This window comes from Paraburkholderia sp. J69-1, from assembly GCF_905220255.1.
In the GTDB taxonomy this organism is placed as follows: domain Bacteria; phylum Pseudomonadota; class Gammaproteobacteria; order Burkholderiales; family Burkholderiaceae; genus Paraburkholderia.
The window spans coordinates 233,378-244,502 of record NZ_CAJMZG010000012.1; the positions used below are offsets into that span (position 1 = coordinate 233,378).

Genomic DNA, 11,125 nt, shown 5'->3' on the forward strand with positions numbered 1-11,125 from the left:
CGCGCTTATCCACCTGCGCGCGTTACGCGGCGCGGCTGAGGCGGGTTTGTTAAGACTTGTCAGAGCGAGGCGCGACGGTTGTATCCGTGCAACGCCGTGCAGCGTGATGTCCGATCAGCGCGCATCCGGCAGCGGCGCATCGGGCGGCGTGCCGCTGCGGAGGAAGTGACAGAGCCACTGACAGGCCGGGCCGGTGGCGGCATCGGTGCGATGGATCAGCGAGACGTTGTAGTTCACCGACCCGCGATCGGCGAGCACGATGCGCGCGAGGCGTCCGGCTTCGAGATCCGCCTCGACCAGATGGCGCGGCATCGACCCCCAGCCGAGCCCGGCCAGCAGCAGCCGATGCTTGGCGCCCAGGTCGCCAAGCTTCCATGCGCGATTGCTGTACACGCCGAAGGTCTGGCCATAGGTCAGGCGGCTGCGGTCGGTGAGCACGAGCTGGGTGTGCTCGCGCGCATCGGAAATCCGCACCGGCTGCGGCACCTGCGCGAGCGGGTGGCAGGGCGCGGCCACCAGCACGAGTTCGACGGTGCCGATCGACTGTGCCTCGATCACATGCGGCCAGTTCTGGTTCGGCCCGCTGATGCCGATCGCGCAATCGCCGTCGAGCACCAGCTTGAGCACGCCGCCGAGCGCTTCCATGGTGAGATTGAGGGCGACGGTAGGAAACGCCAGCGCGAAGGCCTGTAAGGCCTCCACGAGCCGCTGCGAAGGAAACATGACATCGACGGCCACGGAGACTTCGCCTTCCAGCCCGCGCTGCAGACCGGCCGCCTTGGCGTTAAGCTGGCCCATCAGCAGGTCCAGACGGCGCGCGTCGGCGAGAATGGCGCGGCCTGCGGCGGTCAGTTCCGGCTTGCGCTTGCCGCGCTCGAACAGCGCCACGCCCAGCAGCGCTTCCAGATTGGCGATCGTGTAGCTCACCACCGATTGCGCGCGGTCGAGCTGGCGCGCGGCCGCGGAAAAGCTGCCGGTTTCGGCCACGGCGATCAGCGCACGCAGTTGTTCGAGGCTGGGCGAGCGGTCCATGATCGACCTATCGAAAAAATGGATGGTAACGATCCATTTTAGACGATTGTTTGTATAGCTGGCGCCGGGTTAAAGTGCGCCTTCCTTATCGAAGATGACCATGCCGATGAACCGTTCCGTCAAGCCCGCCGGCCGCTACAGCGGCGTCGCCATGCTGCTGCACTGGCTGATTGCCGCGCTGATCGTGTGGGGCTTCGCGCTCGGCTGGGTCATGACCGACATCCCCGGTTTCACGCCCACCAAGCTGCGCTACTTTTCGTGGCACAAGTGGATTGGCGTGACCGTGCTCGCGCTGGTGCTGGTGCGCATTCTCTGGCGCGCGACCCACGCCGCGCCCGCGCTGCCGCGCTCGATGCACGGCTGGGAGAAGGGCGCCGCGCATCTGGGCCATGTCGCGCTGTATCTGCTGATGATTGCGATTCCCGTGAGCGGTTATCTGTATAGCTCGGCGGCGGGCATTCAGGTCGTGTATCTCGGCATCTGGCCGCTGCCCACGCTGATCGGCCCCGACACCGCGCTCAAGGGCGTGCTGCGCACCGTGCACGTGACGCTCGATTACGCATTGCTGGCGGTCGTGGTGCTGCACGTGCTCGCTGTCGTCAAACACCAGTTGCTGGACCGTCAGAACATCATCGCGCGCATGCTGCCGTTCGGCACGCCGCGCGACTGAACACGACTTCCGAAACCGATCTCTCACCGCTCAACGCGAACCGAACGAACATGATCCAACGTCTCGCCTCCAAAGTTTCCGTCGTCGCGCTCGGCGCGGCGCTTGCCGCCGGCGCGGCTTTCACCGCTTCCTTCGCGCTGAACGCGGATGCCGCCGATAACGCCAAAAGCACGGTGTCGGCCGTCTTCAAGCAGATGAACGTGCCGGTCGAAGGCAAGTTCAACAAGTTCAGCGCCGACGTGCACTTCGATCCGGCCAACGCCGCTGCATCGAGCGCGAAGCTCGACGTCGATGTCGCGAGCTTCGATCTCGGCTCGGCCGACTACAACAAGGAAGTCGCGGGCGACGAATGGTTCGACGCCGGCAAGTTCCCGCACGCAACCTTCGTCTCCACGCAGATCAAGCCGGGCGCGAACGGCGCCTACAGCGTGGCGGGCAAGCTCACGATCAAGGGCAAGACGACCGACGTCGTCGTGCCCGTGACGTTCCACAAGGACGGCGCGAACCAGGTGTTCGACGGCGCGCTGCCCATCAAGCGCCTGGCCTACAACATCGGCACGGGCGAGTGGAAAGACACCTCGGTTGTCGCCGACGACGTGCAGATCAAGTTTCACATCGTGGCCGCCGCGCACTGACGCGCGTAGGCCTTTTCGTTTATCCGTTTCGCTTCTTCTTCCGTAACAGGACCCACGCTTTCATGAAGACCACGATTTTCGCCGCGGCCGCACTGGCTGCCGCCATCGCTACGCCTGCGTTCGCCGCCGCTACGACCTACAACCTCGACCCGACGCACACGTACCCGAGCTTCGAAACCGACCACTTCGGTGGCGTTTCGGTCTGGCGCGGCAAGTTCACGAAGAGCTCGGGCACCGTCGTGCTCGACACCGCAGCGAAGACCGGCACGGTCGACGTGACCATCGACGCATCGTCGATCGACACGGGCAACAAGGCGCTCGACAAGCACGTCAGCTCGGCTGAAATGCTCGACGCAGCCAAGTACCCGACGGCGGTCTACAAGGGCACCTCGATCAAGTTCGACGGCGACAAGCCCGTTGAAGTGATCGGCACGTTCACGCTGCACGGCGTCACCAAGCCGCTGAACCTGAAGATCGACTCGTTCAAGTGCTTCCAGAACCCGATGCTCAAGCGCGAAGTGTGCGGCGCCGACGCGACCGCCCAGTTCGACCGTTCGGACTTCGGCGTGAACTACGGCCAGGCATACGGCTTCAAGATGCTGACGACGCTGCAGATCCAGGTCGAAGGCGTGAAGGCAGACTAAGCTTCGGCGTCGCTGCTGCGCGTTGAACGCGTAAAAAAGCCCGTGCGTGAGAGCGCACGGGCTTTTTGTTTTTTGCTTCGCGAGGCGGCGCGCGCTTCAGTGAATCGGCGAGCTTTCGTGGATCGATCGCGGCGAGAGCGCGACGTCCACCACATGCGTGTGCCAGATGCCGCAGGTGGCCTTCACGGGCACCCATGCGTACTTGCCGCGCACCTTCGCGAAGGCGCGCAGGTGGATCAGCGTATCGATGGGCGAGGACTGCGGCGGCGGGCTCGCAGCGGGCGCCGATGCCGACATCGCCGTCGATACCGATGCGAGCGCGCTGGCGGGCACGGGGCTTTCGACCTTCGCAGTGAGTGCGCGGCGGTCGGGGACCATCAGCGAATCGTAGCGTTGCGCCTGATGCACCCATTCGTCGAGCGCGGCGACGCAATTCACCACGGCGTCCGGCACGCGGATGCGGCGCAGGTACTCGTAATCTTCGGGAGGAGCTTGAACCTGCGCCTGAACGCGCAGACTGATCCAGAGCAGCGCGACTAGAGCGCAGGCGAGAGTCGGGAACTTCATTTGACGTTGGCCTGTGCAGCGGGAGAAGAACAGCGGGGAGGGCGTGAGTATACACGCTCGCGTCAGGATCTTCTGACAGGACAGGGACAAGGATGCGCGCGCATCGATCCGGAAAAGCAAAAAGCCCGGTCGCAATGACCGGGCTTCTTGACGTATCTTTGGTAGGCCGTACGGGATTCGAACCTGTGACCAACGGATTAAAAGTCCGCTGCTCTACCAGCTGAGCTAACGACCCAAAAGAGAAGCGGGAGTATAGCGAGATACTGGGGGTGTGTCAACTAATCCGACGCACACAATCCAAATTTTCGCTCGCCAGGGAGAAAACGACCAAACAGAGAACGACCAAACAGAAAAGGCCCGAAGCACGTCAAATCAGCCGACGTATTCCGGGCCCTTCAAAACTGATACGCAAGCTCGCTACCCGGTGCGTCGCAGCCATGTCTGCGTCACGCCGGGCGAAAGCGGCAGTGCGTTATTTGAGCTGCGAGAGCTTGCTCTGCGCCGTCTGCGCAACTTCCGTGCTGCCGTACTGCGAAACGATCTGTTCGAGCGTGCGCTTGGCCGCGGCCTTTTGCCCCTGCTCCATCTGATTGTTCGCAATCGCGAGCAGCGCCTCGGGCGCGCGCGGATGCTGCGGATACTTGCTGACGACGTTCTGCCAGGTCGCGGTCGACCCTTTGTAGTCCTTCAGCGCGTAGAGCGCATTGCCGAGCCAGTACTGCGCGGTCGGCTGGTACGGGCTCTGCGGGTACTTCGAGATGAAGCTGCGGAACGCTGCGGCGGCCTGCTTGAAGTCGCCGTTGCGAAACTGCGTGGAAGCGGAATTGAACGCGTCCATCTCACCCGGCTGAACCGTGCCCTGCATGCCGTCCACGGTTTCCTGCTGCGGCTCGAACTTCTTGAGACGCGTATCCAGGTCCGTGTAGTAGTCCTTCTGCTGCTTCGACAGGGTCGTCAGTTCGTTGCCGAGGTCCTCGTTCTGTCCACGCAGCGTCGCGACCTGCTGGTTGAGCTGGTCGATACGGTTGGACTGGTCGAGGATCGTGCGCTGAGCGGCGGACAACTGGCTGTTCAGATTGTCCGTCTTCGCGCGCAGGTCGAGAATCGCCTGGCGCGCCTGATCGTCATCGAAGAGACCCGCGTGGGCCGGCAGCGCCGAAAAGGCGACGCCAGCCACGCAGGCGGCTGCGGCTGCCCGCAGCGGGGAGAAACGGTGCGACATACGCCCCTTCATCCAATGCTAATTACTGTTGGTACACGAGGTCAGCACGGCGGTTCTGCGCCCACGATGCTTCGTCGTGGCCGGTTGCCGTCGGCTTTTCCTTGCCGAGGCTGACGGCTTCCATCTGCGAATCCGGCACGCCCATCAGCGACAGAGCCTTGCGGACAGCTTCAGCACGCTTCTGGCCCAGTGCCAGGTTGTACTCGCTCGTGCCGCGCTCGTCGGTGTTGCCCTGGATCAGGACGTGACGTTCCGGGTGCGTCTTCAGGTACTGTGCATGTGCCTGGACCACGCTCTGGTAGTCGTCCTTGACTGCGTAGCTGTCGAAGTCGAAGTACACGCTGCGCTTGGCGAGCGGGCTGTTCGGATCGTTCAGCGGATCGACGTTGACCTGTGCGACGGCGTTCGGGTTCGGCTGCGTGCTCATCGAGCCTGCGTTCGCGTTTTCATCGGCCTTCGGTGCCGACTTACACGCTGCCAGTGCACCGATCATCAAGACGGCCAGAGCCAGGCGGACTTTGTTTGACATCATTGTTGCTCTCCTGAAGTGTTATTGCATAAAAGGACCCCAGGACGGCTCGCGTACGCTGCCGCCCTGAACGGACAGGATTTGCCGCGTACGACCGTCGGTCGAAACAGCAGCCAGCACGCCACGGCCGTTCACCTGTGTGGCGTAAAGAATGTACTGACCGTTCGCCGCAAAGCTGGGCGATTCGTCATGTGTCGTGTCGGTCAGGGCGGTCGCGACGCCGGACTGCAGATCCTGAATGTACAGCTTAAATCCGCCGCCCGTGCGTGAGATGTACGCCAGCTGTTTGCCGTCCGGGCTGACCCGCGGGCTCGTGTTATAGCTGCCGGTAAACGTCACGCGTTGCGCCGCTCCGGCGCTTTCACCCTGGGCTGGCATCCTGTAAATCTGGGGTTGGCCGCCGCGGTCGCTCGTGAAGTAAATCGAGCGTCCGTCAGGAGAGTAGGTGGGTTCCGTATCGATCGTCGTGCCCTGGGTCAGGCGATGCAGATTGGAGCCGTCTGCAGCGACGGCGAAGATCTGCGTATTGCCCGTGCGCGAAAGGGCGACCGCAAGCGTGCGCCCATCCGGCGACCATGCAGGCGCCGAGTTGTTGCCCTTCTGGTCCGAGATGATGACGCGCCGCCCCGTGGGCAGGTCATGCACGTAGACGATGGGCTTTTTCTTTTCGAACGAGACGTAGGCGACCTTGGTGCCGTCAGGCGACCAGGCCGGCGAGATGATCGGTTCCGGGCTGGACAGGGCAATGTGCGCGTCCTGGCCGTCCGAATCCGAAATCTGCAGCTGATAGCGGCCGCCCGTCTTGATGACGTACGACAGACGCGTGGCGAACACACCGCGATCGCCCATCAGCTTTGCGTAGATGTAGTCCGCGACCTTGTGCGCGCTCATGCGCAGACCGGCAGGCGGGCTTTGCAGCACGAGACCGCCGAGGCTTTCGCCCTTCACGGTGTCGTAGAGCTTGAAGCGCACTTCGTACTGGCCGTTCGGCAGCTTGTTCACGCTGCCGGCGACGAAGGCGTTGGCGCCCTTGGCTTTCCAGCCGCCGAGATCGACCGAGTCGTTTTCCGACACCGGCGCGCTACCCGCGTCGACGTTGGTGAACTTGCCGCTGCGCGCGAGATCGGAGCGCACGATGGCGGCGACCTGCTGCGGCGAGTTCGCCTCGCCGGCGAAGGTGGCCGTGGCGATCGGGAATTGGGTGGAGCCCACGCCGGTGACGAGGACGTTGAGTTGTGCGTTCGCGGCGCCGCCCACTGCGAGCAGGCAGGACGCGACGAGGGTACGCAGGCCAAGCTTCGTCATCAACTTCATGCTGTGCTGTTTCCTGAAAAAGCGATATTTGTCACACCGCGGGACAGCAGACAGACCCGAAATGCATCGAATCGTTCCTTGTCTGCTGCCGCGCGCCAGCTTTCTGTGCTCTGACTTGCGCCGTTAACCCGCCGGGCGCAAGGTAATCTTGAAACTCGACGGCGTTTTGCCATCGGTGTCCTGCGGCATCGGGTCCGAGCGCTGCACTGCACGCAGCGCCGCGTCGTCCCACGACGAGTTGCCGCTGCTACGCGTGATCGTCGCCGAAAGCAGGGTGCCGCTCGGCGAGCAATGCACCGATACCACCGTTTCGAGGCCCGCCGTGTCGCCGGCCCAGACGATGTTCGGACGCACGCGGCGCTGAACCTTCTCTGCATAGCCGGCCGACGCCGCATTGCCGCCCGAACCGCTGCCGGTGCCGCTCTTCGCCAGACCATTGCCGCTCGAACCTTCGCCGCCGCCCATCGCGCCTTGCATCTGCGCGATACGTGCACGGCGTTCGGCGTCGAGCTTCTTCGCCTGGGCGTCGGCTTGCGCCTTGGCCTTGGCGGCTTTATCCGCATCCGCCTTCTTCTGGGCGTCGAGCTTCGCCTGCTTCTGCTGCTGCTCTTCTTCCTGCTGCTTCTTGAGCGCGTCCTGTTGCTGCTGCTGCTGCTGTTGCTGTTGCTTCAGCTTTTCGGCGGCCTGCTGCTGCTCCTGCTGTTGCTGCTGCTTGAGCTTCGCCTGCTTCTGCTGGGCTGCCAGTTGCGCCGCCTGCTGGGCGGCGAGCTGCTGCTGACGCTTTGCTTCGGCTTCCTGCTGCTGCTTCACGCGCTGCTGTTCGGCCAGTTGCGCCTCGCGCGCCGCTTCCTGTTGCTGCTTACGCTTTTGCTGTTGCAAGGCGATGTCGGCGTCTTCCGTCTTCGGCGGCGGCGGGGCAGGCTGCACCGGCACGGGCGGCGGCAGCGGCTTCGGCGTGGAAAGATCCGGGACTTCCGTCCACAGTTCCGCTTCCTCGCCCGCCGGCGTGCTGTTCTGCCAGTGGATGCCGTGGTAGAGGAAGAAGCCGAGCAGCACGTGCATCACCACGGCGAGCGCTATAGCACGTCCCGTGCCGCGCTCGCGAGGCGGCTGCAATGGATACGTTTCGTTCTTCCGGGTCATTGCGATTTAACGAGCAGTCCGACACGTTTGACGCCGCGCGCCTTCAGGTCGGACATGACGTTCATCACGGTCTCGTACTTGACGGCCTTGTCGGCGGCAATCACGACCGGCTGGTCGGGATGATCCTGCTCGCGGTTGGCGACGAACGTGTTGAGATCGGCGCGCGACATGGTTTCCTGCTGCGTGGCGCCCGCATCATCCTTGTAGCGTACGCTCAGATTGCCGTCGGGGCGAATGTTCACCACCACGGGCGGCACCTGCTGCTGCTGCGATGCGCCGCCGACGGTCGGCAGATTGACAATGGACGGCGCCACGAGCGGCGCGGTCACCATGAAGATCACGAGCAGCACCAGCATCACGTCGATATACGGCACGACATTGATGTCGGCCATTGCACGACGCGAGCGGCTGCCTCGCATGCTCGAACGGCTTGAGCCTCCCATCTTCGACTCCTTTGAAGATTAGTGGGCCTGACGCTGCAGGATGTTCGAAAACTCTTCGATGAAGGTTTCGAAGCGGATCGCCAGACGGTCGATATCGTGCGCGTAGCTGTTGTAGGCGACGACGGCCGGGATGGCGGCGAACAGACCGATTGCGGTGGCGGTCAGCGCTTCGGCGATGCCGGGCGCGACGTTCGCAAGCGTGGCCTGCTGCACGTTCGCGAGACCGCGGAACGCGTTCATGATCCCCCAGACCGTGCCGAACAGACCGATGTATGGGCTGACCGAACCGACCGAAGCGAGGAACGAGAGATTCGCTTCGAGCGCGTCCATCTCGCGCTGGAACGCTGCGCGCATCGCGCGGCGTGCGCCGTCGAGCACGAGGCTCGGATCGTTCAGACGTTTCTCTTTGGCCTTGAGAAACTCACGCATGCCCGATTCGAAAATACGTTCGAGCGCGCCAATCGTATGACGGTTGTTGGCGGCGCTTTGATACAGCGCCTGCAGGTCGCCGCCCGACCAGAAGTCGCGCTCGAAGCGCTCGGTCTGCCGGCGCGCGCGGCGGATGGCAAACCACTTGCGGAAAATGAAGGTCCAGGAGATCAGGGACAGCAACAGGAGAAGTCCCATCACCGCCTGTGCCAGTATGCTCGCATTAAGAACGAGTGAAATGATCGAGAGATCTTGTGTAGTGTTCATAAAGATTCGTTGTGACGTCCCGGAAGGGGCGAGCGGCTGCAAGACAATGCGAAGCTTCCCGAAGGCAAACGGCAAGGCGTTGCATGCTTGTGGCCGAACCCAGCTTGGTCCTGCAATGACCGACGCGAGTTCACTGGCGTCGTAATCAACGGCAATAGTTAAGTGGCCGTTGACACAGCCGGCAAGACTTTCTTCATGCCACGCTCCAAAGCGTCGAAAACGTGGCTCGGAATGGCGGCAGGGCGCATGGCGGCACCATCGACACAGGCAACGCGGATCTTGCCGGTTGCCAGCAGCGTGTCGCCGCGCCACGCTTCCTGCATGAAGTCGACGGAAGCGCGGCCCAGCTTTTCGAGGCGGCTCACGACCGTCACGACGTCGTCGAGACGGGCGGGTGCCCGGTAGTCGAGCGCAGTGCTGCGCACGACGAAGAGCGTGCCGGATTCCTCGGCGAGACTGCGCTGATCGACGCCGCACGCGCGCAGCCATTCGGTGCGCGCGCGCTCGAAGAACTTCAGGTAGTTCGCGTAGAACACGATGCCGCCGGCGTCGGTGTCTTCGTAGTAGACGCGGACCGGCCAAATAAAGCCGTCCGTAGCCTGTTCTGGGGCCGTATCCGGCTTGCTGGTGGATCTTTCCATGCCGCGCATTCTACCGGAACGCGAGTGCGCTACGCCGTTCGGACGACTGAGCTACGAAAGACTTTTGAAAGCCATCAGCCGCGGTGAATGTTGAGCCCGGCGAAGCTCTGCGCCACCGGCATCAGCTCGATCGTATTGATGTTCACGTGCGCGGGGCGCGTGGCGATCCAGTAGATCGAATCGGCGATATCTTCGGCGGTGAGCGGCTGCACGTCCTTATAGACGTTGGCGGCCTTGTTGTCGTCGCCGCGGTAGCGCACGTTCGAGAATTCGGTGCCGCCGCACAGGCCCGGCTCGATATCCGTCACGCGCAGCGCGGTGCCGGCGAGGTCGGCGCGCAGGTTCAGGCTGAACTGGCGCACGAACGCCTTGGTCGCGCCGTAGACGTTGCCGCCCGCGTACGGCCAGCGGCCGGCTACCGACCCCAGATTGAAAATATGACCACGGTTGCGATCGACCATGCCCGGCAGGAAGGCGTGCGTGACCTGCACGAGACCGGTGCAGTTGGTTTCGATCATGGTTTCCCATTCGTCGAGATCGGCTTTCTGGGCCGGTTCGACGCCGAGCGCGAGGCCGGCGTTGTTGACCAGCACGTCGATATTGGCGAATTCGGCGGGCAGCGCGGCGGGCGCGGCCTCGACGGCGGCGCGGTCGCGCACGTCCAGCTCGAACGGCAACAGCGCGTCACCCAGTTCCGCGGCGAGCGCGTCGAGGCGGTCCTTGCGGCGTGCGGTGGCGACGACGCGGTGGCCGCCCTTGACGAAGGCCCGGGCAATGGCGGCGCCGAATCCTGCGGATGCGCCGGTGACGAAGACAATCATGGAGGCTCCCTGGTCGGTAGAAGGCGAGGAAAGGGGAAAGCCTACTTCCAATGCGGCGCTGCGGCAAGGAAGTGCCAGAACCTGCGCAAGCCGCGCCTCGCGGGGCGCCGGGGCGGTCCGGTTGCCTAATGTGGGCGGTTCCAATACACTAACGCGCTCAATCCCTGCGTGACTGGCGATAGGGTTCCCGAGGGGCAGAAAGCGCGACTGCGGCAGGTGCAGTTGTAATAATTGCCCGGCAAGCTGTGCATCGCATGGCTCGATTGGGAGCTCAAGGTGGAGCGACCCACCGTGAAGCGCAGGGTGCCGTTTTGCCGTTCGCCTGGGCAGCCGAGATCCGCGCGCTTCACGTAGCGCTGCCGGAGCTGCCCTGCCACGCGTGTGCGGCACCTTCTTCCGCCACGCCAAGGCTGGCCTCTTCGCCAGCAGCGCCGCGTAAGCGCTACGCGTTCCGCGCGAGACCCGGTCAACCTGAACACACTTAACGGAACCCGTATGTTTGACAGAGCCGAAAGCACCATCGCCAACGTCGATCCCGAACTCTTTGCCGCGATCGAACTCGAGAACCGCCGTCAGGAAGAGCACATCGAACTGATCGCGTCGGAAAACTACACCTCGCCGGCCGTGATGGCCGCGCAGGGTTCGCAGCTCACCAACAAGTACGCCGAAGGCTATCCCGGCAAGCGTTACTACGGTGGCTGCGAAAACGTCGATATCGTCGAGCAGCTCGCGATCGACCGTGTGAAGGCGCTGTTCGGCGCGGAAGCC

At 63.6% G+C, this 11,125-nt stretch carries 13 protein-coding genes, 1 tRNA gene, 1 pseudogene and 1 riboswitch; of the genes and pseudogenes, 4 read left to right on the plus strand and 11 right to left on the minus strand.

Annotation, left to right across the window (positions count from 1 at the left end):
- Window positions 1–114: 114 nt before the first annotated feature.
- Window positions 115–1,032: a LysR family transcriptional regulator gene (locus U5A67_RS23020; RefSeq protein ID WP_205983272.1), complete on the minus strand. Its 918-nt coding sequence runs from the start codon at window positions 1,030–1,032 to the stop codon at window positions 115–117.
- Between the two features lie 100 nt (window positions 1,033–1,132).
- Here U5A67_RS23020 and U5A67_RS23025 point away from each other — a divergent pair, with 100 nt between their 5' ends.
- From U5A67_RS23025 to U5A67_RS23035, 3 genes are all read left to right on the plus strand, one after another.
- Entirely contained in the window at window positions 1,133–1,702 is a 570-nt protein-coding gene (locus U5A67_RS23025) for a cytochrome b (RefSeq protein WP_415767906.1), read from the plus strand.
- 50 nt (window positions 1,703–1,752) lie between these two features.
- A complete protein-coding gene (locus U5A67_RS23030; protein WP_321816272.1) occupies window positions 1,753–2,337 on the plus strand; it encodes a YceI family protein in 585 nt (194 codons plus the stop codon).
- A gap of 62 nt (window positions 2,338–2,399) precedes the next feature.
- Complete coding sequence (locus U5A67_RS23035) at window positions 2,400–2,981, plus strand: YceI family protein (protein WP_167069785.1); 582 nt, start codon at window positions 2,400–2,402, stop codon at window positions 2,979–2,981.
- A 96-nt stretch (window positions 2,982–3,077) separates the two neighbouring features.
- Here U5A67_RS23035 and U5A67_RS23040 read toward each other — a convergent pair whose 3' ends face one another.
- The 10 genes from U5A67_RS23040 to ydfG form a co-directional block, all read right to left on the minus strand.
- Window positions 3,078–3,548, minus strand: a complete 471-nt coding sequence (locus U5A67_RS23040) for a BspC domain-containing protein (RefSeq protein ID WP_321816273.1) — start codon at window positions 3,546–3,548, stop codon at window positions 3,078–3,080.
- A 159-nt stretch (window positions 3,549–3,707) separates the two neighbouring features.
- Window positions 3,708–3,783 (minus strand) — tRNA-Lys (locus U5A67_RS23045).
- A gap of 237 nt (window positions 3,784–4,020) precedes the next feature.
- The gene (gene ybgF / locus U5A67_RS23050; RefSeq protein ID WP_205983268.1) at window positions 4,021–4,770 is read right to left on the minus strand and encodes a tol-pal system protein YbgF; all 750 of its coding nucleotides are present in this window, start codon (window positions 4,768–4,770) and stop codon (window positions 4,021–4,023) included.
- 22 nt (window positions 4,771–4,792) lie between these two features.
- Complete coding sequence (gene pal / locus U5A67_RS23055; RefSeq protein ID WP_205983267.1) at window positions 4,793–5,302, minus strand: peptidoglycan-associated lipoprotein Pal; 510 nt, start codon at window positions 5,300–5,302, stop codon at window positions 4,793–4,795.
- 18 nt (window positions 5,303–5,320) lie between these two features.
- On the minus strand, window positions 5,321–6,613 hold the full coding sequence (gene tolB, locus U5A67_RS23060; protein WP_205983266.1) for a Tol-Pal system beta propeller repeat protein TolB: 1,293 nt from the start codon (window positions 6,611–6,613) through the stop codon (window positions 5,321–5,323).
- A 123-nt stretch (window positions 6,614–6,736) separates the two neighbouring features.
- On the minus strand, window positions 6,737–7,756 hold the full coding sequence (tolA, locus tag U5A67_RS23065) for a cell envelope integrity protein TolA (protein ID WP_321816274.1): 1,020 nt from the start codon (window positions 7,754–7,756) through the stop codon (window positions 6,737–6,739).
- Window positions 7,753–8,199 (minus strand): protein TolR, encoded by a 447-nt coding sequence (tolR, locus tag U5A67_RS23070; RefSeq protein ID WP_205983264.1) that lies wholly within the window; start codon window positions 8,197–8,199, stop codon window positions 7,753–7,755. The genes tolA and tolR overlap by 4 nt, the downstream gene beginning before the upstream one ends.
- A gap of 18 nt (window positions 8,200–8,217) precedes the next feature.
- Window positions 8,218–8,895, minus strand: a complete 678-nt coding sequence (tolQ, locus tag U5A67_RS23075) for a protein TolQ (protein ID WP_027817805.1) — start codon at window positions 8,893–8,895, stop codon at window positions 8,218–8,220.
- A 158-nt stretch (window positions 8,896–9,053) separates the two neighbouring features.
- Window positions 9,054–9,545: a tol-pal system-associated acyl-CoA thioesterase gene (ybgC, locus tag U5A67_RS23080; protein WP_321816275.1), complete on the minus strand. Its 492-nt coding sequence runs from the start codon at window positions 9,543–9,545 to the stop codon at window positions 9,054–9,056.
- A 65-nt stretch (window positions 9,546–9,610) separates the two neighbouring features.
- On the minus strand, window positions 9,611–10,357 hold the full coding sequence (gene ydfG / locus U5A67_RS23085) for a bifunctional NADP-dependent 3-hydroxy acid dehydrogenase/3-hydroxypropionate dehydrogenase YdfG (RefSeq protein WP_321816276.1): 747 nt from the start codon (window positions 10,355–10,357) through the stop codon (window positions 9,611–9,613).
- A 158-nt stretch (window positions 10,358–10,515) separates the two neighbouring features.
- Window positions 10,516–10,692, plus strand: a riboswitch (ZMP/ZTP riboswitch).
- 160 nt (window positions 10,693–10,852) lie between these two features.
- On the opposite strand from ydfG, the pseudogene glyA reads away from it, so the two are divergent.
- Window positions 10,853–11,125: pseudogene (gene glyA, locus U5A67_RS23090) on the plus strand (serine hydroxymethyltransferase); the annotation flags it as partial.

What these genes read in the sequence shown, in the direction of transcription:
- ybgF (WP_205983268.1), bottom strand. Translation starts at nt 4,770, where the DNA reads ATGTCGCACCGTTTCTCCCCGCTGCGGGCAGCCGCAGCCGCCTGCGTG.
- tolB (WP_205983266.1), bottom strand. Translation starts at nt 6,613, where the DNA reads ATGAAGTTGATGACGAAGCTTGGCCTGCGTACCCTCGTCGCGTCCTGC.
- tolA (WP_321816274.1), bottom strand. Translation starts at nt 7,756, where the DNA reads ATGACCCGGAAGAACGAAACGTATCCATTGCAGCCGCCTCGCGAGCGC.
- U5A67_RS23030 (WP_321816272.1), top strand. Translation starts at nt 1,753, where the DNA reads ATGATCCAACGTCTCGCCTCCAAAGTTTCCGTCGTCGCGCTCGGCGCG.
- ydfG (WP_321816276.1), bottom strand. Translation starts at nt 10,357, where the DNA reads ATGATTGTCTTCGTCACCGGCGCATCCGCAGGATTCGGCGCCGCCATT.
- U5A67_RS23040 (WP_321816273.1), bottom strand. Translation starts at nt 3,548, where the DNA reads ATGAAGTTCCCGACTCTCGCCTGCGCTCTAGTCGCGCTGCTCTGGATC.
- tolR (WP_205983264.1), bottom strand. Translation starts at nt 8,199, where the DNA reads ATGGGAGGCTCAAGCCGTTCGAGCATGCGAGGCAGCCGCTCGCGTCGT.
- tolQ (WP_027817805.1), bottom strand. Translation starts at nt 8,895, where the DNA reads ATGAACACTACACAAGATCTCTCGATCATTTCACTCGTTCTTAATGCG.
- U5A67_RS23025 (WP_415767906.1), top strand. Translation starts at nt 1,133, where the DNA reads ATGCCGATGAACCGTTCCGTCAAGCCCGCCGGCCGCTACAGCGGCGTC.
- U5A67_RS23020 (WP_205983272.1), bottom strand. Translation starts at nt 1,032, where the DNA reads ATGGACCGCTCGCCCAGCCTCGAACAACTGCGTGCGCTGATCGCCGTG.
- pal (WP_205983267.1), bottom strand. Translation starts at nt 5,302, where the DNA reads ATGATGTCAAACAAAGTCCGCCTGGCTCTGGCCGTCTTGATGATCGGT.
- U5A67_RS23035 (WP_167069785.1), top strand. Translation starts at nt 2,400, where the DNA reads ATGAAGACCACGATTTTCGCCGCGGCCGCACTGGCTGCCGCCATCGCT.
- ybgC (WP_321816275.1), bottom strand. Translation starts at nt 9,545, where the DNA reads ATGCGCGGCATGGAAAGATCCACCAGCAAGCCGGATACGGCCCCAGAA.